At 61.9% G+C, this 21,937-nt stretch carries 22 protein-coding genes and 1 pseudogene; 6 read left to right on the forward strand and 17 right to left on the reverse strand.

The genetic code is table 11. The features are described 5' to 3' along the window. Positions 1-6: 6 nt before the first annotated feature. From NKH43_RS03960 to NKH43_RS03970, 3 genes and pseudogenes are all read right to left on the reverse strand, one after another. Positions 7-1,095, reverse strand: coding sequence for a porin (locus NKH43_RS03960; RefSeq protein WP_352481853.1), 1,089 nt, complete (start codon positions 1,093-1,095; stop codon positions 7-9). 362 nt (positions 1,096-1,457) lie between these two features. Then, the gene (locus tag NKH43_RS03965) at positions 1,458-1,604 is read right to left on the reverse strand and encodes a hypothetical protein (protein WP_352856696.1); all 147 of its coding nucleotides are present in this window, start codon (positions 1,602-1,604) and stop codon (positions 1,458-1,460) included. A gap of 90 nt (positions 1,605-1,694) precedes the next feature. Continuing rightward, a pseudogene (locus NKH43_RS03970) lies at positions 1,695-2,160 on the reverse strand (antitoxin Xre/MbcA/ParS-like domain-containing protein); the annotation flags it as partial. 348 nt (positions 2,161-2,508) lie between these two features. On the opposite strand from NKH43_RS03970, the gene NKH43_RS03975 reads away from it, so the two are divergent. Further along, a complete protein-coding gene (locus NKH43_RS03975; RefSeq protein WP_352856700.1) occupies positions 2,509-3,312 on the forward strand; it encodes a CPBP family intramembrane glutamic endopeptidase in 804 nt (267 codons plus the stop codon). Between the two features lie 105 nt (positions 3,313-3,417). Beyond that, on the forward strand, positions 3,418-4,914 hold the full coding sequence (locus tag NKH43_RS03980) for a winged helix-turn-helix domain-containing tetratricopeptide repeat protein (RefSeq protein ID WP_352856701.1): 1,497 nt from the start codon (positions 3,418-3,420) through the stop codon (positions 4,912-4,914). Positions 4,915-4,958: 44 nt separating this feature from the next. Here the strand turns inward: NKH43_RS03980 and era are convergent, their stop codons facing one another. The 9 genes from era to rpoZ all read right to left on the reverse strand — a co-directional run bounded on the left by era (position 4,959) and on the right by rpoZ (position 12,435). Then, the gene (gene era, locus NKH43_RS03985) at positions 4,959-5,885 is read right to left on the reverse strand and encodes a GTPase Era (protein ID WP_352814812.1); all 927 of its coding nucleotides are present in this window, start codon (positions 5,883-5,885) and stop codon (positions 4,959-4,961) included. Continuing rightward, the gene (gene rnc / locus NKH43_RS03990) at positions 5,882-6,607 is read right to left on the reverse strand and encodes a ribonuclease III (protein ID WP_352856704.1); all 726 of its coding nucleotides are present in this window, start codon (positions 6,605-6,607) and stop codon (positions 5,882-5,884) included. The genes era and rnc overlap by 4 nt, the downstream gene beginning before the upstream one ends. Positions 6,608-6,611: 4 nt before the next feature. Beyond that, positions 6,612-7,361: a signal peptidase I gene (gene lepB, locus NKH43_RS03995; protein WP_023719884.1), complete on the reverse strand. Its 750-nt coding sequence runs from the start codon at positions 7,359-7,361 to the stop codon at positions 6,612-6,614. Positions 7,362-7,438: 77 nt separating this feature from the next. After that, positions 7,439-7,852: a holo-ACP synthase gene (gene acpS / locus NKH43_RS04000; protein ID WP_352856706.1), complete on the reverse strand. Its 414-nt coding sequence runs from the start codon at positions 7,850-7,852 to the stop codon at positions 7,439-7,441. Further along, the gene (locus tag NKH43_RS04005; RefSeq protein ID WP_023719886.1) at positions 7,849-8,430 is read right to left on the reverse strand and encodes a DUF2062 domain-containing protein; all 582 of its coding nucleotides are present in this window, start codon (positions 8,428-8,430) and stop codon (positions 7,849-7,851) included. Before NKH43_RS04005 ends, acpS begins: the two co-directional genes overlap by 4 nt. A 229-nt stretch (positions 8,431-8,659) precedes the next feature. Further along, positions 8,660-9,040, reverse strand: a complete 381-nt coding sequence (locus NKH43_RS04010; RefSeq protein ID WP_352856708.1) for a VOC family protein — start codon at positions 9,038-9,040, stop codon at positions 8,660-8,662. A 13-nt stretch (positions 9,041-9,053) separates the two neighbouring features. Continuing rightward, positions 9,054-9,632 carry an orotate phosphoribosyltransferase gene (pyrE, locus tag NKH43_RS04015; RefSeq protein WP_023719888.1) on the reverse strand — a complete coding sequence of 193 codons (579 nt, stop codon included), beginning with the start codon at positions 9,630-9,632 and terminating at the stop codon, positions 9,054-9,056. Between the two features lie 62 nt (positions 9,633-9,694). Further along, entirely contained in the window at positions 9,695-11,923 is a 2,229-nt protein-coding gene (locus NKH43_RS04020) for a RelA/SpoT family protein (protein WP_023719889.1), read from the reverse strand. Positions 11,924-12,033: 110 nt separating this feature from the next. Next, complete coding sequence (rpoZ, locus tag NKH43_RS04025) at positions 12,034-12,435, reverse strand: DNA-directed RNA polymerase subunit omega (RefSeq protein WP_352481861.1); 402 nt, start codon at positions 12,433-12,435, stop codon at positions 12,034-12,036. A gap of 279 nt (positions 12,436-12,714) precedes the next feature. Here rpoZ and NKH43_RS04030 point away from each other — a divergent pair, with 279 nt between their 5' ends. Together NKH43_RS04030 and NKH43_RS04035 are read left to right on the forward strand one after the other, a co-directional pair. Continuing rightward, complete coding sequence (locus NKH43_RS04030; RefSeq protein WP_352848761.1) at positions 12,715-13,296, forward strand: LabA-like NYN domain-containing protein; 582 nt, start codon at positions 12,715-12,717, stop codon at positions 13,294-13,296. Next, the gene (locus NKH43_RS04035) at positions 13,293-14,051 is read left to right on the forward strand and encodes a uracil-DNA glycosylase (RefSeq protein WP_352856710.1); all 759 of its coding nucleotides are present in this window, start codon (positions 13,293-13,295) and stop codon (positions 14,049-14,051) included. Before NKH43_RS04030 ends, NKH43_RS04035 begins: the two co-directional genes overlap by 4 nt. On the opposite strand, the gene NKH43_RS04040 is transcribed toward NKH43_RS04035, so the two are convergent. The 4 genes from NKH43_RS04040 to dapA all read right to left on the reverse strand — a co-directional run bounded on the left by NKH43_RS04040 (position 14,001) and on the right by dapA (position 16,855). Beyond that, a complete protein-coding gene (locus tag NKH43_RS04040; protein WP_352856712.1) occupies positions 14,001-14,450 on the reverse strand; it encodes a hypothetical protein in 450 nt (149 codons plus the stop codon). The two genes, NKH43_RS04035 and NKH43_RS04040, sit on opposite strands and share 51 nt — an antisense overlap. A gap of 182 nt (positions 14,451-14,632) precedes the next feature. After that, complete coding sequence (locus NKH43_RS04045) at positions 14,633-15,361, reverse strand: GH25 family lysozyme (protein WP_352856714.1); 729 nt, start codon at positions 15,359-15,361, stop codon at positions 14,633-14,635. Between the two features lie 107 nt (positions 15,362-15,468). Further along, on the reverse strand, positions 15,469-15,948 hold the full coding sequence (smpB, locus tag NKH43_RS04050) for an SsrA-binding protein SmpB (RefSeq protein WP_023719895.1): 480 nt from the start codon (positions 15,946-15,948) through the stop codon (positions 15,469-15,471). A gap of 25 nt (positions 15,949-15,973) precedes the next feature. Then, positions 15,974-16,855, reverse strand: a complete 882-nt coding sequence (gene dapA, locus NKH43_RS04055; RefSeq protein WP_352856716.1) for a 4-hydroxy-tetrahydrodipicolinate synthase — start codon at positions 16,853-16,855, stop codon at positions 15,974-15,976. Between the two features lie 224 nt (positions 16,856-17,079). On the opposite strand from dapA, the gene NKH43_RS04060 reads away from it, so the two are divergent. Both NKH43_RS04060 and NKH43_RS04065 read left to right on the forward strand, forming a co-directional pair. Continuing rightward, a complete protein-coding gene (locus NKH43_RS04060; RefSeq protein WP_352856850.1) occupies positions 17,080-19,113 on the forward strand; it encodes a lytic transglycosylase domain-containing protein in 2,034 nt (677 codons plus the stop codon). Positions 19,114-19,510: 397 nt separating this feature from the next. Then, positions 19,511-20,404 (forward strand): alpha/beta fold hydrolase, encoded by an 894-nt coding sequence (locus NKH43_RS04065; protein WP_352856718.1) that lies wholly within the window; start codon positions 19,511-19,513, stop codon positions 20,402-20,404. Between the two features lie 286 nt (positions 20,405-20,690). Here the strand turns inward: NKH43_RS04065 and NKH43_RS04070 are convergent, their stop codons facing one another. Beyond that, a complete protein-coding gene (locus tag NKH43_RS04070; RefSeq protein ID WP_502906453.1) occupies positions 20,691-21,749 on the reverse strand; it encodes a tyrosine-type recombinase/integrase in 1,059 nt (352 codons plus the stop codon). Positions 21,750-21,937: the final 188 nt, after the last annotated feature.

Raw genomic sequence — 21,937 nt, forward strand, 5'->3', positions numbered from 1 at the left:
GTTTGATCAGAACGAGCGCTGGAAGCGGAAGATGCCGCCGATTGCGTCGGCATCGTCGGCATCGAAATTGTCGTAATAATCGACTTCGGCGGTGATCGTGTAACCAGGAACGATGGTGTAGGCGACATTGGCCGCCACGGCGAAATCTTTGTCGTCGGTATAGGAGACCTGGGCGTTCAAAGAGGTCTTCTTGTTGACGGCATAGCTGCCGCCGCCCCAGACGGCAAAGTTGCCAGTCCACGGCTTGTAGAAGTTCTTTGCAACGTTGTCGTCGCTGCCGTAGCCCGCCATCACGAACAGGGTCAGGTCAGTAATCGGCTTGACGTCGAGGCGAGCTTTGCCGGCCCATTCTTCCGACGTGCTGTTATAGGCGCCGACGGCGGTGATCGCACCCCAGTCACCCTTGTATTTCACGCCGCCGACGACAAACGGAACGTAGCTGTCGATCGACTGGTCAGCGCCGGAGCCTGTTTCGACCGAGGCGACTGCCGTAAAGCCGTTACCGCCGTCGAAATAGTAACTGATCAGGTTGGTGTCCTTGGTGCCGTACGGGATGATGGTGTCCTGGACGACGTTGCCGGCGTAGCCGATGAACGAATCATAGACAGTTTCATCCTTGCCGACGCGGAAACCTCCAAGCTGGATCCAGGCGAAGTTCAGGGTAACCGCCTTGTTGTCCTGCACGCTGAAATCAACACCGCTCACGGTGTGTTTGGTATTGCCGAAGTTGAAACGGGTCTCGGTGTAGGTCTTCAACGTGCCGAGCTCGGTTTCCTGGCCGGTCCACGTCTTCAAATTGAAGCGGGCATTCTTGTTCCAGGTCTGCTGTTCGTCACCGTCCATAAGGTCGTGGGTCGTCGCGCCGTCGAAAACGCGGCCACCGTCGCCGAAGCTGGCGTCATAGCGGACATAGCCGCCGATGCGCAGGCAGGTTTCGGTGCCGGGGATATAGAAGTAGCCGGCGCCGTAGACGTCGCAGATCTTGACGTATTCAGCGGGTTCCGGCTCGGCGACCACAACAGCGTCGGCGGCGCGCGCGCCGGAGACCGCGACGAATGCCGCGGCTGAGCCGAGAAGAAGGCTCTTGATATTCATTTTCTGACCTCTCCAGTCAAAGTTAAAAATGGCTTTGGATTCATGGGGTGAACGGCTGAACGCCTCACCCACGTCGAAAAAGGCGCGCACCGCACCCCCTCTTCAGGCGGCGAACATACTCATCCGCATTCCAGTCTCAATGACGATTCCACAAATAATCAATGTTTGCATAACAGAAGAAATCCATGTTGCACAAATATCACTTCATATTTTCTTCACGTTTGCTCCCGGCACAAACGAGACATTTTCACAATTGTACGAAACTATACTTATTCCATTAGCCGACAAACCGGTCATAGTCCGGTTGATATTCCTTTTACGTGTTATTTTTTGGAATAGACTTCTAACGTTGGCGGCGAAAATCAAGCCAACTTCGCCATCGCTGCGTTCTGTGCGGCAAGAACGACTTCCGCCACCAGATCCTGTTTGAGCATTTCAATGGGAATACGTCCGGCAAGGCCGGGCGCGGGGCCGACCAGCCACGACCAGGCACGCCGCGGATCGGGCATCGCGGATAACACTTCATTGATACCCGGAGCCGGCCTGCCGTCGACGAACTGCGCCAGAGGAAATACATGTTTGCGGCCACCGGTGCGCAACGCAACGACTGCCGCTCCGCTGCCAGCGATGCAGGGTCGAGCGCGATATGCCGAGATTTTCCTGCAGGAAGGTCGACCCGGCGACCCGACCGGCCCAGTCCTCGACCCGCATCGCGTCGAGGTCGCCCGTTCCGGCCAGGGGTTGGATGTCTGCCCCTTGGCCTTCGTGCGCCGTCGACAGAGGCGTCCGGGTACGGCGTTCCGTCGCTTCGGCCGCCAATATCCGCACGAACCGCGACGCCATGCCGGGCAATCTTTCCTGCATGGTGTCGATCGCCCTGATGTCGGTCGGCGCAAGCAGGGCGACGGCGGCGGCAACGGCGCCAGCGACCCTGCCCGCTGCGACGACCGCATCGCTGTTCGTCACCTTGCCTTGCCGCGCCAGCACGCGCTCGATCTCAACAGCGACGGCGTTTGCAAACTCGATCTGACGGATGGGGTCGATGCGATTCCAAGTCCCGGTCATGTCCTAATCTGGCTGTTTGCCCGCCTGTTCCGGTTTGCTCGGAAGCGGGTCTTTCGCACAGCCTATAGGCAGGGTGTATGACGGAGAGACGACAAACGGGAACCACGCACGGTCGCAGTGTCGGCAGGTGCTCCAGCCGATCTAACTGACCGATTTTGCATGAATATCGGAAATTTCTCAGAACCCGCTCAGGATTTCGGGTCGCGCCGGTGCCAATAAGAAACGGGTCGACCGACGTGGTCCACGCATAGCCTTCCCGGAATGATTCGGCCGGCTGTTCAAGATGCAAGTCGACCGATTGGGCAGCCCGGCGACCTCTCATTGTCATCTGCCCGTGAGAGGACCGACATGACTTCGTTCCTGCGCCTGGTGCGGCAGCATCAGTTGGCTGCCTTCTTTTCGTTGGCGCTTGCCCTGAGCTGGTTTGCCTTCATCCCGTTCTACCTGTCGAATGGCGATAGCATTCCCTGGTTTACCTTCGGCCCGATGGTCTCCGGATTCGTTGTCGCAGCCCTTTCCGGAGGCTGGGCTTCGGTCAAGGCCATTCTCGCTTCCGTGGTGAAGTGGCGGGTATCTCCGCTGTGGTATCTGGTGGCATTCGGCCTGCCATTCGGCACGCAGCTTGCCTCGATCCTGGTCAATCCGCTGTTCGGCTCGGCGACGCCGGTCTGGAGCAACATTCCTGCTGTCACTGAGATACTGCCGATCATCGCGCTGTATGCGGTCTTCAGCGGCCCGCTTGGCGAAGAGCCGGGATGGCGCGGCTTTGCGACACCGCGTCTGCTAGCCAGCCATTCGGCGCTGGCCGGAAGCCTGATCCTCGGCGCGATCTGGGCAATCTGGCATTTTCCGCTCGGCCTGGTCGGCGATCTCAGCGTCTACGGCACGATCAACGTCGTGCTGGCGGCAGTGGTGTTCACCTGGCTCTATCAGAACACCGGCAGTGTGCTTCTCGCCATTCTCATGCATGTCACTCATCAGAACAGCGTACGCTTCCTGGGCAAGGTGTTCATCGACGCCGACTATGTCCAGCAGCAATGGATCGGTGTTGCGATCTGGGCGGTGGCTGCGATCGCCATCGTTGCCCTCTACGGCACCGAGAGCTTCGTCCGCAGGTCGGCAACGCAGCCCACCCTCGCTGGCACCGTCTAATTTGCGGCGCCCAAATCAAAAGCCGCTTTCGGCGGCGACAGACCTTGACCCAGCCCTCCAGCCGTAGGCCAATAAAGGCACGGCTTCAGGGAGCGGGCCGTCTCGATGGCGGGTTCGGCCACTGACCAGGTTTTTCAGTTTGGCGGTTTCACGCTCGATCTGGGCAAAGGTACGCTCGGCCGGGCCGAACAGCCGGCCTTCCTGCGGCCGAAAGCCTACGCATTGCTGACGCATCTCGCCCGCCATATCGGCCGTGTGGTGCCGAAGTCGGAATTGATGGACGCGGTCTGGCCGGGTGTTTTCGTCACCGAGGATTCGCTGACGCAGTCGATTCGCGAGATCCGCAAGGTGCTCGGCAAGGAAACGATACGGACCATATCGAAGCGCGGCTACATGCTGATCCCTGAAATCGAGCCGGTGCCCGAACCCGGCGCACAGCCGATCGTGGCGGTGCTCAGGTTCCGCAATGACGGCGCCGATCCGGCCGACGAAGCGATCGTCGACGGTATTGCCGAAGACATCACCAACGGCCTCGCCCGCTTCGGCACGCTGACGGTCCTGGCGCGCAATTCGAGCTTCTCGTTTGCCTCATATTCGCCCAGTGAATGGCCTGTCGTGCGTTCGCGCATCGGCGCCGATTATCTCATCGAGGGTTCGGTGCGCCGGCACGCAGACAGCATCGTCTGTGCGGTCAATCTCGTTGACGCAGCCAGCGCTTCCCAGCTCTGGGGCGATCGCTACCAGGCCGATTACGCCGTGCTGTCCGTCATCCAGCAGGAGATCGTCGAAAAGATCGTCGGCCGGCTGGTGGTTCGGGTGAACAATGCCGGCCTGCAACGTGCCTCGCGGCAGCCGGTAGCCAGCCTCGCTGCCCATGAACTGGTGCTGCGCGGCGTCGCCTTGCTGCGCGATCCGGCGCAAAGCGAACTGAAAGAGGCGGCAGCGTTTTTCGAAGCGGCGATCGTCAGAGACCCGGACTATGGCCTCGCTTACACCTATCTGGCGCTGTCGCATGTGCTTAACAGCGAATTCGGTCCCATCAGCGACGCCGTTCTGACGAAGGCCCGCGACCTGGCCGACCGGGGCATCGCATTGTCGCCGGACCAGGCAACGGCACACCGCATCCAGTCGCTGGTGCGGCTCAATATGCGTGAGCACGAGGCGGCCGAGCATCATTTGCGCATCGCGCTCGAGCTCAATCCGGGCGACGCGGACTGTATCGAGCAGATGGGGCATCTGTTGACGATGCGCGGCCGGCCGCTCGACGCGCTCGCCTGGCTGGCACGCGCCATCCGCATCAACCCGCTGCACCCTCATTGGTATCAGTACGATCGCGCGCTCGCGCTATACATGCTGGGCGAATACCGCACGGCTGCCGAGGCGCTGGAGCTGGCGACGCGACCGAGGCCATGGATCCGCACCCAGCTTGCCGCCTGTTACGCTCAGCTGGGCGAGATGCAGGCGGCAAGGCGCCAGGCTGCGCTGATCAGCGCTGACGGCTCCAATTTCTCGCCGCTCGACCATGCAAGAACGGGCATCCCCTTCGAAAACGCCTCCGATGCCGAACATCTTGCCGACGGCGTGTCGCTGGCACTTGGGTAATCCTGAGGCGGCCAACAGGCCGCTCGGCGGATCGCCAAACAGGCTCAGTGCGGAAATTCGAGCCCCATTTCACGGTAGCGCTCGGGATCGTCGCCCCAGTTCTCGCGCACCTTGACGAACAGGAAGAGGTGCACCTTCTGCTCGAGTATGCCTGATATTTCCATGCGCGCGGCCTGGCCGATGGCGCGGATCGTCTCGCCCTTATGGCCGAGCACTATCTTTTTCTGGCTGTCGCGCTCGACATAGATTGTCTGGTCGATGCGCACCGAGCCGTCCTTCTTCTCTTCCCATTTCTCGGTCTCGATGTGGGAGGAATAGGGCAGTTCCTGATGCAGCCTGAGATAGAGCTTTTCGCGGGTGATCTCGGCCGCGAGCTGGCGCATCGGCAGGTCGGAGATCTGGTCTTCCGGGTAGTACCAGGGTCCGGCCGGCAAGGCCTCGGCGAGATAGTCGAGCAGGTCCTTGCAGCCGGATCCGGTCAGCGCCGAAACCATGAAGGTGCGCTTGAACGGCACCCTTTCGTTGGCTGCCGCCGACAATGCCAGCAACGTCTCGTGCTTGACCCGATCGACCTTGTTGAGGATCAACACCATCGGCTGCCGGACATCCTTCAGCCGCTCGAGGATGGCGTCGGCATCGCCCCGGATACCGCGCTCTGCATCGATCAAGAGCAACACGATATCGGCGTCCTTGGCACCGCCCCAGGCTGTGGTCACCATCGCGGTGTCCAACCGGCGCTTCGGCTTGAATATGCCCGGCGTGTCGACGAAGACGATCTGCGCGTTGTTGTGGGTGGCAATGCCGCGCACGATGGCGCGCGTGGTCTGCACCTTGTGCGTCACGATCGATACCTTGGCGCCGACCAATTGGTTGACCAGCGTCGATTTCCCCGCATTGGGCGCGCCGATCAGCGCGACGAAGCCGGAGCGGGTAGCGGGAGCTTCTGTTGCCGGAGCTTCGGTGGCGGTCATGCGGCACTCCCTTGATTGAGCCAGACGCCTTCCCGCTGCAGAAGTGCCGCGGCTGCAGCTTGCTCCGCCTCGCGCTTGGAGCGCCCGTTGCCGGTCGCTGGCGGATAGGCGCCGACCTTGACGCTGACGGTGAACAGCGGATCGTGGTCCGGTCCCTCGCGGCTGTCGATTATGTAAACCGGCACCGCGCCTGCCGCCTGATGCGCCCATTCCTGAAGTTCGGTCTTCGCATCGCGGCGGGCGGCGTCGATGGCTTGTGAGCGCGGTTGCCAGTACCTGTGGATGAAGGCACGGGCCGCTTCCAACCCGCCGTCGAGATAGAGCACGGCGATGAGCGATTCCAGTGCGTCGGCGCGCAGATTGACGCGCTTGCGCCCATCGAGGCCGCGTACGTCCGAACCGGCGCGAATGAGTTCCGGCAGGCCGATCTCCTCGGCGATTTCCGCCAGGGCCTCGGCGTTGACCAGGGCGTTCAATCTGAGCGACAGCTCACCCTCGGCAGCGTCGGGAAATGCCGCCAGCAGCATATCGGCAACGACAAGGCCGAGAACGCGGTCGCCCAGGAATTCGAAACGTTCGTAGTCGATGCCGGCATGACTGCCGCGAGCGCTGGCATGGGTCAGCGCCCGCTGCAGGCGTTGGTGGTCGCCAAAACTGTGGCCGGTGCGCTCCTTGAGCGCCTCGGCGAGCGCATCGGCGGTCAGCCGTTTTGTCGCCGCCATGGTCCTAATTGACGAAATGGAACAGGCGCGAGGCGCGCATCTGCGACGGCCATTTCCAGATTTCGAGCGGGCTGGCGCTGCCGCCGATCGAGAAGAAGATGAGGTTGGCGCGGCCGACCAAATTCTCTTCCGGCACGAAGCCGACGGTGAAGCGGCTGTCGGACGAGTTGTCGCGATTGTCGCCCATCATGAAATAGTGACCGGGCGGCACCTTGAACTCTTTGGTGTTGTCGCCGATCGAAGCCTGTGTCAGGTCGAGCGTGTCGTAGGTGACGCCGTTCGGCAGCGTCTCGCGATAGACATCGACCGGCCCGTTCTCCTCGGTGATGTCGTGGTTGTCGATCTGCCCGACCTTGACGCGCGGCACAGCGACGTCATTGATGAAGAGCTGGCCATCCTTGACCTGGATCTTGTCGCCCGGCAGGCCGACGACGCGCTTGATATAGTCGACGGAAGGGTCCGGCGGAAACTTGAACACCACCACGTCGCCGCGCTTCGGCTCGGAGCCCCAGATGCGGCCCGAAAAGATGTTCGGCCCGAACGGCAGCGAGTAGCGGGAGAAGCCGTAAGACCATTTGGTGACGAAGAGATAGTCGCCTTCGAGCAAAGTCGGCCGCATCGAACCGGACGGGATCGAGAACGGCTGGAACAGGAGCGTGCGGATGACCAGCGCAAGCAGCAGGGCCTGGACGATGACGCTGACGGTTTCGCCAAGTCCGCCGGATTTCTTCTGGGTTTTTTCAGCCACGCTCATGTCGTCCTCGATTGTGCGTTGGATGGTATAGAGTCTCGGCGCGCGCTGGGCAACGTCATGCCGGTCGTCAGATGCAATCAATGTGGCGCTTCTTCGACCGGCAACGCTTCAATGATCACAAAGGCTTGAGCGAGCGGAAAATCATCGGTGATGGTGAGGTGGATCACGGCGCGGTGCCCTTCAGGCAGGATTTCGTCCAGCCGCGCTGCCGCCCCGTTGGTCAGCGCCATGGTCGGCTTGCCGCTGGCCAGGTTGACGACGCTCATGTCGCGCCAGAACACACCCTGCGCCAGACCGGTGCCCAATGCCTTGGCGCAGGCCTCCTTGGCAGCGAAACGCTTGGCATAGGAGGCCGCACGCGCCGCGCGGTTTTCGGAGCGCGCCTGTTCGATCTCGGTGTAGATGCGTTGGATGAAGCGCTGGCCATGACGTTCCAGCGACTTCTCAATGCGTCTGATGTCGATGAGGTCGCTGCCGATACCGATAATCATTCGGCAGGAACTTCCGGCCCGGTTTTTCCAGCCTTTGCGGCTCTTTCGGCCAGACGCTTGCGGCGCTGCTCGTGGAAAGTGACCATACCCCAGCGGGTAATGCCGTAAAACAGCAGGCCGAAAACCAAGCCAAGCGGTATTGCGCCAATGGTCATCGGCTTAAGCACCGGTCCCCACAACTGCGCAAAGGAAAGATTATGCAGCATGTCGCCGAGATGCGCGGGTGGGCCATGCGCCGGCAGGTGTTCATGCAGGATCAGCTTGCCGACCTCCCAGGAGGCGGCCCATAGCAGCGGAAAGGTCAGGGGATTGCCGAAGACCGTGCCGAGTGCTGCCGCGACCAGATTGCCGGCGATCAGCCAGCACAGCATGGCGGCAATGATGAAGTGGAAGCCAAGCGGGAAAAAAGACGCGAATACGCCCGCCGCAACACCGGCGGCCACGGCATGCGGCGTGGCCCTAAGCCGCAGGATGCGCTTGGAAAAATACCGCAGCGAGCGCGAGAAAGAGCGGCGCGGCCACAAATAAGTACGCACCCGCTCGAAAAAACCATCAGGCTTGCGCCGTCGAAAAAGCACTCTGTTCCTGTTCCTAGTTCCATCAATGGCTTCGCGCCGGCTTTTCCCAGCCGGGACGCGACAGCCCTATGCCGCGCTTTGCGGTCACCGAAAGGCAACTACGACTTTGATATAGCGATGTGCTAGCCGAAGAACAACGAGGCCGACGGCATCCGCTCGGTCGCCACTTGCGGCAGCCTTGGGTATCGCCATTCTGAACAGGGCATGATCGCGGCGAATTTGAGGAGCCTCAGGAACGATACTCGCTGACCTCGACGAGGTTGCCGTCCGGGTCACGGAAATAGACCGACATCATCGGGCCACGGGCGCCGATACGCTCGACCGGGCCGACCTCTATGGCTACGCCGTTGGCCGCGAGGCTGGCGCATATCTCGGTGAGCGGCCGGGCGGCAACAAGACAGAAATCCCCAGAGCCGGGAGTCGGCGCCTTGGCCTTCGGCTCGAAGGTGCGCCCGACCTCATGCACATTGATCTTTTGCGTTCCAAACAGCAGCGCCGTTGGTCGGTCCGGCTCGTCGAGGCGCTTGAAGCCAAGCACGCGCTGATAGAAGGCGCAGCTATCGTCTACCGAACGAATTGTCAGCACGAAATGATCGATGCCGGTGATCACGGCGGCGGCTCCGTTATAAATTGCGGCTGCCCGGCTTGATCGCCGGTATGGCGGCAAGCTCGGGCGGCAGCCTGTCGGCCGGATAGGCCGGAACCTCGTATTCGGCGAGCGCGATCAGCGGCACGCCGACATCGGTCTTGCCGGCCGAGCGGTCGATAATGCATGCAGCGGCAACGACTTCGGCGCCAAGGCCGCGCAGGCAGTCGATGGTCTCGCGGATCGACAGGCCGGTGGTGACGATGTCCTCGACAATGACAACGCGCGACCCCTTGGCGATTTCGAAACGGCGGAGCCTGAATTCGCCCCCTTCCCGCTCGACCCAGATCGCCGGCGCACCAAGATGGCGCGAGGTCTCATAGGCCGGGATCAGCCCGCCGATCGCTGGGCCGACGACATAGTCGATCCTGCCGGGAACGCCAGCGCGGATCTTTTCGGCCAGCGCCTTGCACAAGCGCTCGGTCTTGTCGGCATGCATGAAAACGCGCGCCTTTTGCAAAAAGACCGGGCTGCGCAGGCCGGACGTCAGGATGAAATGCCCTTCGAGAACGGCGCCGGCCTCGCGGAAAATGCCCAGCACTTCGTCGGTATTCATCGTTCGCTCCATGTCATGGTGAATAGTGAATGGTGAGAGCACCCTCTTTCACTATTCACTATTCACCCATTCACGCGTCGCGCGTCGCTAACGCTCGAATTGTCCTTTAGCTGCGACAGCAGCCGGTTCAAGTGCTTAAGATCCCACACTTCGAGATCGATCAGCATTTCGGTGAAATCGGGCGCGGTGCGCACCATCGATAAAGTGTGGATGTTGGCATCGTTGGATGCGACGACCTGCGCAATGTCGGCCAGCGAACCCGGTGCGTTGATGGCGGTGACCGAGACACGCGCTGGGAACCGCTCCTTGGTGCGCTCGTCAATATCCCAGCGCACGTCGATCCAGCGCTCGGGCTGGTCGTCAAAGGCCTGCAACGCCGGCGACTGGATCGGATAGATGGTGATGCCGGTTCCCGGCTGCACGATGCCGACGATGCGGTCGCCGGGCACCGCCCCCTCCGGCGCGAAGCGCACCGGCAGATCGCCGCGCACACCGCGGATCGGCACCGCGTCGTCACGCGGCTGGTTCTTGTCCTTGCGCGCGGCGCGGCCCGGAATCTGAAACAGCATGCCGGCGGCGTTGCGGATCTTCGACCAGCCCTCCTCGCGCTGCTTGGGCGCGACCAGCGTGACGCGCTCGTCCTTGTAGTCGGGAAACACCGCCTTCATGACATCGGTGGAGGCAAGTTCGCCACGGCCGACCGACGCCAGTACATCCTCGATGTCCTTGCGCGCCAGCCGGTGCAACACCGGCTTCAGGTTTTCCTTGGTGAAGGTCTTGCCGGACCGTTCGAAGGCGCGCTCAAGAATGCGGATACCGAGACCCGAATATTGCTTGCGGATAGCGTTCTTGGTGGCACGGCGGATGGCCGAGCGCGCCTTGCCGGTAACGACCACCGATTCCCACGCCGCCGGCGGCACCTGCGCCTTCGAGCGGATGATCTCGACCTCGTCGCCGTTCTTCAGCTCCGTCATCAACGGCATGATGCGGCCATTGACCTTGGCGCCGACGCAAGTGTCGCCGACATCGGTGTGGACGGCATAGGCAAAGTCGATCGGCGTGGCGCCGCGCGGCAGCGCGATCAGCATGCCTTTCGGCGTAAAGCAGAACACCTGGTCCTGAAACAGTTCCAGCTTGGTGTTTTCGAGGAAGTCCTCGGGATTGTCGCCTTCAGCAAGCTGCTCGATGGTGCGCCGCAGCCAGGCATAGGCATTGGTCTCCTTCGAGATCGCATGGGCGGCACCATTCATCTTGCCACCGGTATCTTTATAGATCGAATGAGCGGCGACACCGTATTCGGCGATCTTGTTCATCTGGTAGGTGCGGATCTGCAATTCGACGCGCTGGCGCGACGGGCCGACGATGGTGGTGTGGATCGAGCGGTAGTCGTTCTGCTTCGGCGTCGAGATGTAGTCCTTGAAGCGTCCGGGCACCATCGACCAGGTGGTGTGGATGGCGCCGAGCGCGCGGTAGCAGTCCTCGACCGTCTCGACAACGACACGGAAACCGAAAATGTCGGACAGCTGTTCGAACGACAGCGCCTTGGCTTCCATCTTGCGGAACACCGACCACGGCTTCTTCTGCCGGCTCTTGACCTCGGCCTTGATCGAATATTTGTCGAACAGTGTGGACAGTGCCTTCTCGATCTCGGACAGCACGCCCTTGTTGCGCTCGAAAATTTCGGCGAGGCGCGCGGTGACGGCGCGGTAGGCTTCGGGATTGATGAAGCGGAAGGCGATCTCCTCCAGCTCCTCGCGCATGCCTTGCATGCCCATGCGGCCGGCCAGCGGCGCGTAGATGTCCATCGTCTCTTCGGCAATGCGCAGGCGCTTGGCTTCCGGCACATGGTCGAGGGTGCGCATATTGTGCAGGCGGTCGGCGAGCTTGACCAGAAGCACGCGCACATCTTCCGAGATCGCCAGCAACAGCTTGCGCAGGTTCTCCGCCTGCTCGGCCTTCTTCGAGACGAGGTCGAGCTTCTTCAGCTTGGTCAGGCCTTCGACCAGCTTGCCCATTTCGGGGCCGAACAATTCGTCGATCTCGGCCCTGGTCGCCGTGGTGTCCTCGATCGTATCGTGCAGCAAGGCAACGGCGATCGTCGCTTCGTCCATGTGCATTTCGGTGAGGATGGCGGCGACTTCGAGCGGATGCGAGAAATAGGGATCGCCGGAGGCGCGCTTCTGGTGGCCATGCTTCTGCATGGCGTAGACATAGGCCTTGTTGAGCAGCGCCTCGTTGACGTCAGGCTTGTAGCGCTGGACGCGCTCGACAAGCTCATACTGACGCATCATGGCGGGATCTCGCAATGCTGAAATGAATCATGCGCCGCACTGGCGTACGGCGCATGTCATAGATAGCCACGAAACTGCCGACGCGAAAGTGTCGGCAGTTGTTGCTAAGATCAATAATCGTCGCTTTTTTCCGGCGGTACCAGCCCTTCGATGCCGGCCAACAGGTCTTCTTCGGTCATGCGATCGAAGGTGACGTTGTCCTCGGCGTCGTCGGCATCGGTGGCCGCAACAGTGCTGCCGGTCTGGTCGGCAATCGCCTCGCCATCGGCTTCCGGCTCGTCGACCTCGACATGCTTCTGCAGCGAATGGATGAGATCTTCCTTGAGGTCGTCCGGCGATAGCGTCTCGTCGGCGATTTCGCGGAGCGCAACGACCGGATTCTTGTCGTTGTCGCGAGGTACGGTAATCTGCGCGCCCTGGCTGATTTGACGGGCGCGGTGGCCGGCCAGGAGCACCAGCTCGAAGCGGTTGTCGACCTTGTCGATGCAATCTTCAACGGTTACGCGGGCCATGAGTTGCCCCTTTCATGCCTGGATTTGATGGAAAACAGGCGCGGTCCATAACCCGAACGCCGCCAAAATACAAGCTTTTATGGCGGTGCCCAGCTCTGACGCGGGCCGCCTGCGACGACGCAGCGCCGATCACAATTGCTTGCGGTGCCGCATGGTGCCTTGGATTGCCGTAAAACTGGCGTTATCTCGAACGATGAAGGCCAACAGGTCAATTATCAGACCGGCCGATAGTCGCCACGCATTTAGACGACCGCTTATTTCGAAAAAGGACATTTTTCCATGTTCGATCCTCGTGAAAAAATCGCTCTCTTTATCGACGGTGCCAATCTCTACGCCACCTCGCGCGCGCTGGGCTTTGACATCGACTACCGCAAACTTCTGTCGAGCTTCCAGAAACGCGGCTATCTGCTGCGCGCTTATTACTACACCGCGCTGGTCGAGGATCAGGAATACTCCTCGATTCGGCCGCTGATCGACTGGCTCGATTATAACGGCTTCAAGGTGGTGACCAAGCCAGCCAAGGAATTCACCGACTCGACCGGCCGGCGCAAGATCAAGGGCAATATGGATATCGAGCTGACCGTCGATGCGCTCGAGCTCGCCGATGTCGTCGACCATTATGTCATCTTCTCAGGTGACGGCGATTTCCGCACGCTGGTCGAGGCGCTGCAGCGGCGTGGGCGCAAGGTCTCGATCGTCTCGACCATGGCATCGCAGCCGCCGATGATCTCCGATGACCTGCGCCGCCAGGCCGACCATTTCATCGACTTGATGGCGCTCAAGAATGAAGTCGGCCGCGATCCGTCGGAGCGGCCGGTACGCCGGCCCGAGCCGGCCGAAGTCGACGAGGAAGACTATTGACGGTCGTTGCCTTGACCGCGCCCCTGGCCGTCTCTCCCGAACCCGATCGCGACTGCCCGCTTTGTCCGCGGCTGCACGACTTCATCGCCGAGTGGCGGCAGCGCGAGCCGTCCTGGTTCAACGCGCCAGTGCCGACCTTTATGCCGCCGGAAGGCGAGGATGCGGTGCGCTTGCTGATCGTCGGGCTGGCGCCTGGCCTGCGCGGCGCGAACCGCACGGGGCGCCCCTTCACCGGCGATTTTGCCGGTGATCTGCTCTACAATACGCTGATCGCGCACGGCTTTGCGCGCGGCGAATTCAAAGCGCGACCAGATGACGGGCTGGAGCTTGTCGGTACGGCGATTACCAATGCGGTGCGCTGCGTGCCGCCGGAGAACAAGCCGGTTGGGGCCGAGATAGCGACCTGCAGGACGTTCCTGGTGCCGACGATCGCGCGGTTTCCAAACCTGCGCGCCGTGCTGGCGCTGGGCTCGATCGCGCACCAGTCGACCGTGCGGGCGCTCGGCCAGCGCGTCGCGGCCTATCCGTTCCGACATGGTGGGCAGCAGCAGGCCAATGGCATCGCGCTGTTTTCCAGCTATCATTGCTCGCGCTACAACACCAATACGGGCGTACTGACGGAAGCGATGTTCGTCAACGTTTTCAGTCAGATAGAAGCTTTTCTGAAGACAGAGAGCTGGACGAGGCCCGCCGGCGCACCAACCCTAGATTCGGGTGATCGCGAACAACCAGGCCAGGAGATCCAGCAACCATAGAAACAGTGCAAGCTGCAGCGCGACGCGCAGGCGTTGGATGATCCGCCAATTGCTGGCCATGTCGGATTTGATGCGCAGCGCAAGCGCTCGGTGCATTTCGTCCATGGTTGCGGAAGGATGCTGATCGACGAAGTCCTGGAGCAGCTTCTCTGGATCGAAACGGAACGTATAATTATAATATGGCCACACCATAATCGCGACCAGCAGTCCGATAAGAAAAAGCAATGTCAGCGCCAGCCAGTCCCAAGGCCCTATGCCATCCAGGAGCGCCCTGCCTCCAAGGAGAGAACTCGCGAACGCAGTTGCAAAAATCAGATTTCCAGCGCGCGTATTGAGACTTTCAACCACGCCCTGCTGGTGTTGGAGGCCACGCACTGCCTCCGCATAGACAAATGCCAAGCGGGGGTCGCCGCCGTCCGTCGCAGCAGGTGGGGCGTTGCTGTCATTGGTTGATGAAGGGCGCTCCGGCATCAATTGTACTTAGCACGGCGCCGCCTGCGATATGAATAGCCACATTGGGGAAGACTTCGTCGTTCCCGTCATCGCGCCACTGAGGGTGCTCTCGCCGGACAGGAATAGCGTCAATCCGACGCCGTCGCTTCAGGCGCTGCGGCAAACAACGCGGCCAGCGTCGCCGGCCCGCCTTGGAGAACATTCAGGTCGACGTCGCCGCTGATGCCGTCGACGCGGCCCCGGTTGTGGTACTGCCAGTAAATCCAGTCGTCATGGCCTGGCCGCAGCGCCAGCGAACGCAGCCAGCGCGGGCGGCCGGCTATCTGTCCGGCATAGGCTTGCGCGGCCTCGTCGGTCACATAGAGGATCGCCGTCTTGCCGAACGCTGCTTCGACCGGGGCGAGAAAGGCTGAGAGTTCGGCGCTCAGCTGTTCGGGAGTTGGCCGCTGCGGGCAATTGCCGCCGAACTCGATGTCTACCACCGGCGGCAGCAAAGGCCGATCGCGCGGCACCACCGAGATGAAGTTGCGTGCCTGATCGGCACCCGGCCTGCAGAAGGTGAAGAAGTGATAGGCGCCGAGGGCAAGGCCGGCGGCGCGGGCCGCACGCAAATTGGCGGCGAAGGCATCGTCAACATGGTCGCCGCCTTCAGTTGCCTTGATAACGGCGAAGGCGACATCGTCGGCTGCAACACGCCGCCAGTCGATCTGCCGCTGATGATGGGAAACGTCGATGCCCCTGACCGGATATTTGCCGCGGTCCGGAGAAAACGTCTGGAAGTAGGTATAGCCGCCGGCCAGGACGAGGCCCGCCAGGAGCAGACCGGCCGCGCCCCACAAGACGACCCGGTTTTTCAACAGAGACCTATCCCCATTGGTCCGCCCCTGCCCTCCGCTATGGCTCCGGGCGTTCTTCGCTCGAAAAGCCAAATCACTGGCTTTTCGTCCGCTTCGCGGACCTCTGCTCACCCTCGCTCTTTCAGCAGCCGGCCCTTCTCGCGCGACCAGTCGCGCTGCTTTTCGGTCTCACGCTTGTCGTGCAGCTTCTTGCCGCGGCCGACGGCGAGCAGCACCTTCGCCCGCCCTTGGTCGTTGAAATAGATCTTTAGCGGCACCAGCGTCATGCCTTCGCGGTCGACGCTCTGCGACAGCTTGGCCATCTCGCGCTTGTTGAGCAGGAGTTTGCGGCGTCGGCGCGGCTCGTGGTTGAAGCGGTTGGCCTGCAGATATTCCGGCAAATAGGAGTTGATCAGCCAGATCTCGCCGCCCTCGACCGAGGCATAGCTGTCCTGGATGTTGGCCTGGCCCTGACGCAGCGACTTCACTTCGGTACCGGTCAGCACCAGGCCGGCCTCGATCGTGTCGAGCACCTCATAGGAAAACCGCGCCTTGCGGTTTTCCGCAACGGTCTTGTTGTTGGGATCGGCTTTTCTGACTTGATTCATGATGCGGAGAGGTGGCGCCTCATCCCTAATTTATCAAGCCGGCGTGCTTCATCGCCGCGTCGATCTTCTCGGCGGTCGACAGCTCGACCGTCATTAGCGGCGAGCGCAGCACGTTCTCGACCTTGCCCAGCTTCGACAGCGCATATTTCGCGCCGGAAACGCCGGGTTCCAGGAAAATTGCTTTGTGCAGCGGCAACAGACGGTCCTGCAGGTCGAGCGCCTTGGCGCTGTCGCCGGAAAGCGTTGCCTCCTGGAAGTCGGCGCAGAGCCTGGGCGCGACATTTGCCGTCACCGAGATGCAGCCGACGCCGCCATGCGCGTTGAAGCCGAGGGCCGAGGCGTCCTCGCCGGAGAGCTGGATGAAATCCTTGCCGCAGGTGGCGCGCTGCTCCGAAACCCGCTCGACCTTGCCGGTGGCATCCTTGACGCCGACGATGTTCTTGAAGTCGTGCACCAATTGCCCCATCGTCTCCGGGCTCATGTCGACCACCGAGCGGGGCGGAATGTTGTAGATGATGATCGGCAGGCTGGTCGCCTTGGCGACGGCGGCGAAATGCGCATAGAGGCCGCGCTGCGTCGGCCTGTTGTAATAGGGCGTGACGACAAGGGCCGCGTCGGCGCCCGCCTTCTCGGCATACTGGACCAGGCCGACCGCCTCTTCGGTGTTGTTGGAGCCGGCGCCGGCGACGATAGGAACCCGGCCCTTGGCGACTTCGATGCAGACCTTGACGACTTGGCGGTGCTCGTCATGCGACAGCGTCGGCGACTCGCCGGTGGTGCCGACCGGGACCACGCCCGTCGTGCCCTCGGCGATCTGCCAGGCGATGAAGGCGCGAAAGGCTTTCTCGTCGAAACGGCCGCTCTTTTCGAACGGTGTGACGAGCGCGGTCAGCGAGCCTCTCAGCATGTCGTCCAACTCCTTGGGACTTTCGGGTTTGTCATGCGCGCCTTCTAGCCGAAAGCGAAGCGGCGCACCATAGTCTCGACATTGTTGCGCGGCAAGCATTGCGCCGGCAATTGCAATTCGAATGACCTCGAGAAGGTTTTCTTTACGGGCCCTTCATCACAGACGAGTAAGCTTCAATTCATCTGTGTCTGTTGTAGCGTCGAAGAACGGGGATGACCAAATCCATGCCGATCAGGCGGCCTCATCTTTTCGCGCTTATCGGCGCGATCGTCGCCCTGATTCCCGGCGCGGCGATCGGCAGCAGCGTCGATGTGCAGGTTACGTCGGCGATTCCGATGACCGAGCCGCAGAACGATGCGGTGCAGCAGTCCCCGTCCGCGAGCGTCGCGGTGCTGAAGAGCGGTCTCGATGCGCTGGCGGCAAACGACATTGCGCGCGCGCGCCAGGTGCGCGAAGCGCTGCCGGCCAAATCGCTCGACCGGCACATCCTTGCCTGGGCGATCGCGCTCTATGGCGGCGACCAGGTGCCGAGCGGCGACATCGCCGATGCGGCAAAGATGCTGCCGAACTGGCCGGGTACAATCGCCTTGCGCAAGAACAGCGAGCGCGCGCTCTATCGCGAGAACCCCACGCCGCAGATCGTGGTGCGGGCGTTCGACGGCAGCCAGCCGCTGACCTTCGAGGGCGTGGTGATCCTGGCCCGCTCCTATGTAGCACTGGGCGATACCAAGGCGGCGCGCTCGGTGCTGTCGCCATTCTGGCGGACCGAAAAGCTCGAAGCCAGGGACGAGGCGGCGGTCATTCGCGAGTTCGGTGCGCTGATTCCGGCCGCCGACCATCGCTTCCGCATGGAGCGGATGTTTTATGCCGACCGGGTCGCTTCGGCGCTGCGCGTCGCCGGTCTCGCCCGCGCCCAGCAATTGGCCGATGCCTGGGCGGCAGTCACCAAAGGCGACAAGAACGCGGCCAAGCTGCTGAAGGCGGTGCCAGCAGCGCAGCGGGCGGCCGGCTATCTCTTTGCCGAAGCCGAATATCTGCGCAAGCAGCAGAAATTTTCCGACGCCGCCGCGCTGGTGATGAAGGCGCCGGGCGACCGCGACGCTCTGGTCGATCCGGACGCCTGGTGGGTCGAGCGCCGGGTGCTGTCGCGCGAGCTGGTCGACCAGGGCGACATGAAGACCGCCTACAGAATAGTCGCCGCGCATGCCGCCGAAAGTCCCGCCAATGCTGCCGAGGCGGAATTCCATGCAGGCTGGTACGCGCTGCGCGGCCTCAACGACCCGAGCATCGCCGCCAAGCATTTTGCGCGAATCGCGGAGCTCGCCCAAGGGCCGATGTCGCTGTCGCGCGCCTATTATTGGCTCGGCCGCGCCGCCGAAGTCGGCGGCCCCGGCAATGCCAAGGATTATTTCAGCCGCGCCGCAAGCTACGGCACGACCTTTTACGGCCAGCTCGCCGGCGAGCGCGTCGGCCGGCAGACCCTCAACATCGTCTACCCACAGCCAAGTGCCGCCGACCGCCAGAATTTCGCCACCCGCGAGGCGGTCAGCGCCATCAAGCGGCTGCAGGAGGCCGGCTATGACCGCTATGCCGAGACGCTCTACCGCGACCTCGCCGGGCAGCTGAACAACCCCGGCGAGCTGGCGCTGCTTGCGGTGTTGGCGGAAAGACAAGGCAACCATTTCATGGCGCTGAAGATCGGCAAGATCGCCGGCGCCCGCGGCATCGATGTCGGCGCGCTGTCGCATCCGCTCGGCGTCATTCCCGACACCGCCAACATCTCCGGCTCAGGCAAGGCGCTGGCCTATGCGATTGCCCGCCAGGAAAGCGAGTTCAACATCGGCGCAATCTCCAGCGCCGGCGCGCGCGGACTGCTGCAGCTGATGCCGGGCACCGCCAAGCAATTGGCCAAGAAGGCTGGCATGACATTTTCTCAGGCCCGGCTGACCACCGATGCCGGCTACAATGCGACGCTGGGCGCTGCCTTTCTCGGCGAGCAGCTCGGCCGTTTCGACGGCTCCTACGTGCTGACCTTCGCGGGCTACAATGCCGGCCCCGCCCGCGCCGCCCAGTGGGTGGCGAAATACGGCGATCCGCGCGGCAAGGACGTCGATGCCGTCGTCGACTGGATCGAGCGGATTCCCTATACGGAAACAAGAAGTTACGTCCAGCGCGTGATGGAGAATTATGAGGTCTACAAGATGCGTATCTCCGGCAAGTACGATATTGTCGGGGATCTGGTGAACGGCCGGGGGTGACGGCCGGGCTTCAAGCCAGGTTTGCCGGTCACAGCGTATTTTGTTCTTGCTTTGTGCCGGCAGCTATGCTACTAATTTAAATATGGTGCTGATTCGCACCGACGACCCGCCCAACGAGGCGGGTTTTTGTTTCAGGCTTTGAAAGTTCCGGACGTCGAGTTGGCGGACAGCGGCCCGCCCTGTCCTGCCGGACATCTCCCCAAGGGTCCCACCAGGGGGAGATCGGCAGCTTCGTGGACAGTGCCTTTCTGCATCCGACGAAACTTGGCGAAAGCGACGATGACAGCCAATCTCCCCCTTGAGGGACCTGCAACTTCGGCGCCTCCCCTATTTGACCCTACCGGCCCCTCGCCTGTAGCAGTTGAAACAAGCCAGCAGCGAGAGGAACGGAGTCCACATGGCAACCGAGCAGGGTTTCTCCGATTTCTTCTACGCCGCGCCGGACGGGCTGTCCCTGCACGCCCGCATCTACGGCGAAGCGAATTCCGGCCGCTGGCCAGTCGTTTGCCTGCCCGGCCTGACCCGCAATTGCCGTGATTTTCACGCGCTGGCGCTTTATCTGTCGACGCAGGCGAAGCGCAAGGTCGTCGCTTTCGACTATCGCGGGCGCGGGCAGTCCGCCTACGATGCCGACATCGGCCATTACAATATCGGCATCGAAGCTGGCGATATTCTCGCCGGGCTGGCGGCGCTGAGCATCGAGGAGGCTGCCTTCATCGGCACGTCGCGCGGCGGACTGATCATCCATGTGCTCGGGGCGATGCGGCCGGCCGTGCTGAAGGCCGTCGTCCTCAACGACATCGGCCCGGTGATCGAGACGCAAGGGCTCGCCCATATCCGCTCCTATCTCGACCCCGCGCCCAGGCCGAAGGCGTACGCAGAGGTGGTCCGCGGCCTGCTCAGCACCCATGGCGCCGATTTTGCGGCGCTGACCGATGCGGATTGGGAGCGGATGGCGTCAGCCCTCTACCGCGAGACCGAGGAGGGATTTCTGCCCGATTTCGATCCGAAACTGGTCGATACGCTGGCGGGCCTCGATCCCAGCCGGCCGATGCCCGACCTTTGGCCACAGTTCCACGCGCTGGCGGCCATCCCAATGCTCGTCATACGCGGCGCCAACTCGAAGCTGCTGTCCGCCGAAACGCTCGAGCAGATGCGGACGCGCCATACCGATATCGAGACGATCACCGCCGACGGCCAGGGGCATGCACCGTTTTTGGAGTCCGGGATCCTGCCGGGCAGGATCGCTGGTTTTTTCGATCGGGTGGAGCGGCGGAGCGGTTGGAAGTAAAACCACGGTAAGTTGAAGTAAATCTCTGCCTTATCTTGTACCTGTGAAGCATTCTGGCAGCGATTAACAGCTCTGCTGGCGTCCCGGAGAATAATTGTTGGATGTCGGCGCCGCCCCTCATCCGCCTGCTGGCACCTTCTCCCCGTGTAGTGACGGGAGAAGGACAGACGGCCGCAACGCTGACGAACTCCCCTCTCCCCGTTTTTTCACGGGGAGAGGGTAAGGTGGGGGGCAGCGCCGACTTGATGTGTCAGATCGACCGACTTACGCCAGACCACCCAAACCGTCAGGATTTGGCGCTTCTCTTCGCGGGCTTTGCGGCCTTGCTTGCGACCGGCTCGCTTTTTGGTTCCCGCCTTGCCGAAGGTGGAGAAGACAAAGGACTTGCGCCGCCGCTGTCCGCGCCACTGCACCGCGGCGTTTCCAGCACAGTGACACAGCCGTCGAGGTCGTTGGTGGCCAGATGGGCGTAGCGCATGGTCATCGACAGCGTCTGGTGGCCGAGCCACATCTGCACACGCCTGATATCGATGCCGCCCTGGACGAGACGCGAGGCGCATGTGTGGCGCAATATGTGCGGCACGACCTGATCGTCGGCGCCAAGCCCGACCTCGGCCTTGGCATCGTTCCAGATGGCACGAAACTGCGCCTGGCTGAGCTTGGTGAACGGGCCTTTGGGCCGGCGGCCCTCGGTGGGCGGCAGCTTGATCACCTCTTTTACCCGCTCGGTCATCGGGATGGTGCGGCTGCGGCCGGATTTGGTGATCCAGAAACTGACGCGGTGCTCCTGGATATCGTTCCAGATCAAGCCCAGCGCTTCGCCGAGGCGGCAGCCGGTGTCGACGAGAAAGACGGAAAGCCGATAGGCATCCTCGCTGCGGCTCTTGATGGCGGCGAACAGCCGGGCCTCCTCGTCTCTTTCGAGGAAACGAATCCGTCCCGCCCGCTCTTTCTGGCGGCGGAACTCGGGCAGGCTGTGGATATCTCCCATCTTGTGAGCCTTGCGCAGCAGTTTGCTGAGGGCAGCCATCTTCCGGTTGATGGTCGCGTTGCTGTTGCCGCGCTGGCGCAAGGTGCCGATAAGGTTGTCGAGGGTGCTTTGGTCAAAGGCGCTGAAACGCTCCCCAAGGAGAATCTCGTCTATTTCGCCGATGAACGAGCTGACATTGTACTTATGCCGCCCATCATCCCAAAGTATATCCCGGTATGCCGAAAAAAGTTCTCCGATCCTATGCGACTTTACTTCTCGTATCTTGTTATAGCTGTATTTTATCTTTGCAGTCTGAGAAGAAAACATCGAAAAATGATCAGAGGTTCCTCCCTCTTGAATCGCATCGTTCGTCATTATTCGCCACACCCCCGAGTGGATAGGTCTAGACCTACCTGCTTGGCGGTGCCCTTTCAAGAGTTTTAAGCGTTGCGGCCGATCTCATCCACCAGTTGGCGGATCCCAACGACATCGTTCCACAACCCTGTTCAGCTACCGAACCCCCTTTTCCTTCTGTTTGCCACCAGTCGCGAAAACAAAAACAG

This window comes from Mesorhizobium sp. M1163, assembly GCF_040318415.1.
Classification (GTDB): domain Bacteria; phylum Pseudomonadota; class Alphaproteobacteria; order Rhizobiales; family Rhizobiaceae; genus Mesorhizobium.

What these genes read in the sequence shown, in the direction of transcription:
- NKH43_RS03960 (WP_352481853.1), bottom strand. Translation starts at nt 1,095, where the DNA reads ATGAATATCAAGAGCCTTCTTCTCGGCTCAGCCGCGGCATTCGTCGCG.
- NKH43_RS04070 (WP_502906453.1), bottom strand. Translation starts at nt 21,749, where the DNA reads ATGACGAACGATGCGATTCAAGAGGGAGGAACCTCTGATCATTTTTCG.
- pyrE (WP_023719888.1), bottom strand. Translation starts at nt 9,632, where the DNA reads ATGAATACCGACGAAGTGCTGGGCATTTTCCGCGAGGCCGGCGCCGTT.
- NKH43_RS03965 (WP_352856696.1), bottom strand. Translation starts at nt 1,604, where the DNA reads ATGCCCGATCCGCGGCGTGCCTGGTCGTGGCTGGTCGGCCCCGCGCCC.
- NKH43_RS03980 (WP_352856701.1), top strand. Translation starts at nt 3,418, where the DNA reads ATGGCGGGTTCGGCCACTGACCAGGTTTTTCAGTTTGGCGGTTTCACG.
- NKH43_RS03975 (WP_352856700.1), top strand. Translation starts at nt 2,509, where the DNA reads ATGACTTCGTTCCTGCGCCTGGTGCGGCAGCATCAGTTGGCTGCCTTC.
- lepB (WP_023719884.1), bottom strand. Translation starts at nt 7,361, where the DNA reads ATGAGCGTGGCTGAAAAAACCCAGAAGAAATCCGGCGGACTTGGCGAA.
- era (WP_352814812.1), bottom strand. Translation starts at nt 5,885, where the DNA reads ATGACCGCCACCGAAGCTCCGGCAACAGAAGCTCCCGCTACCCGCTCC.
- rnc (WP_352856704.1), bottom strand. Translation starts at nt 6,607, where the DNA reads ATGGCGGCGACAAAACGGCTGACCGCCGATGCGCTCGCCGAGGCGCTC.
- acpS (WP_352856706.1), bottom strand. Translation starts at nt 7,852, where the DNA reads ATGATTATCGGTATCGGCAGCGACCTCATCGACATCAGACGCATTGAG.
- smpB (WP_023719895.1), bottom strand. Translation starts at nt 15,948, where the DNA reads ATGAATCAAGTCAGAAAAGCCGATCCCAACAACAAGACCGTTGCGGAA.
- NKH43_RS04065 (WP_352856718.1), top strand. Translation starts at nt 19,511, where the DNA reads ATGGCAACCGAGCAGGGTTTCTCCGATTTCTTCTACGCCGCGCCGGAC.
- dapA (WP_352856716.1), bottom strand. Translation starts at nt 16,855, where the DNA reads ATGCTGAGAGGCTCGCTGACCGCGCTCGTCACACCGTTCGAAAAGAGC.
- rpoZ (WP_352481861.1), bottom strand. Translation starts at nt 12,435, where the DNA reads ATGGCCCGCGTAACCGTTGAAGATTGCATCGACAAGGTCGACAACCGC.
- NKH43_RS04060 (WP_352856850.1), top strand. Translation starts at nt 17,080, where the DNA reads ATGCCGATCAGGCGGCCTCATCTTTTCGCGCTTATCGGCGCGATCGTC.
- NKH43_RS04020 (WP_023719889.1), bottom strand. Translation starts at nt 11,923, where the DNA reads ATGATGCGTCAGTATGAGCTTGTCGAGCGCGTCCAGCGCTACAAGCCT.
- NKH43_RS04030 (WP_352848761.1), top strand. Translation starts at nt 12,715, where the DNA reads ATGTTCGATCCTCGTGAAAAAATCGCTCTCTTTATCGACGGTGCCAAT.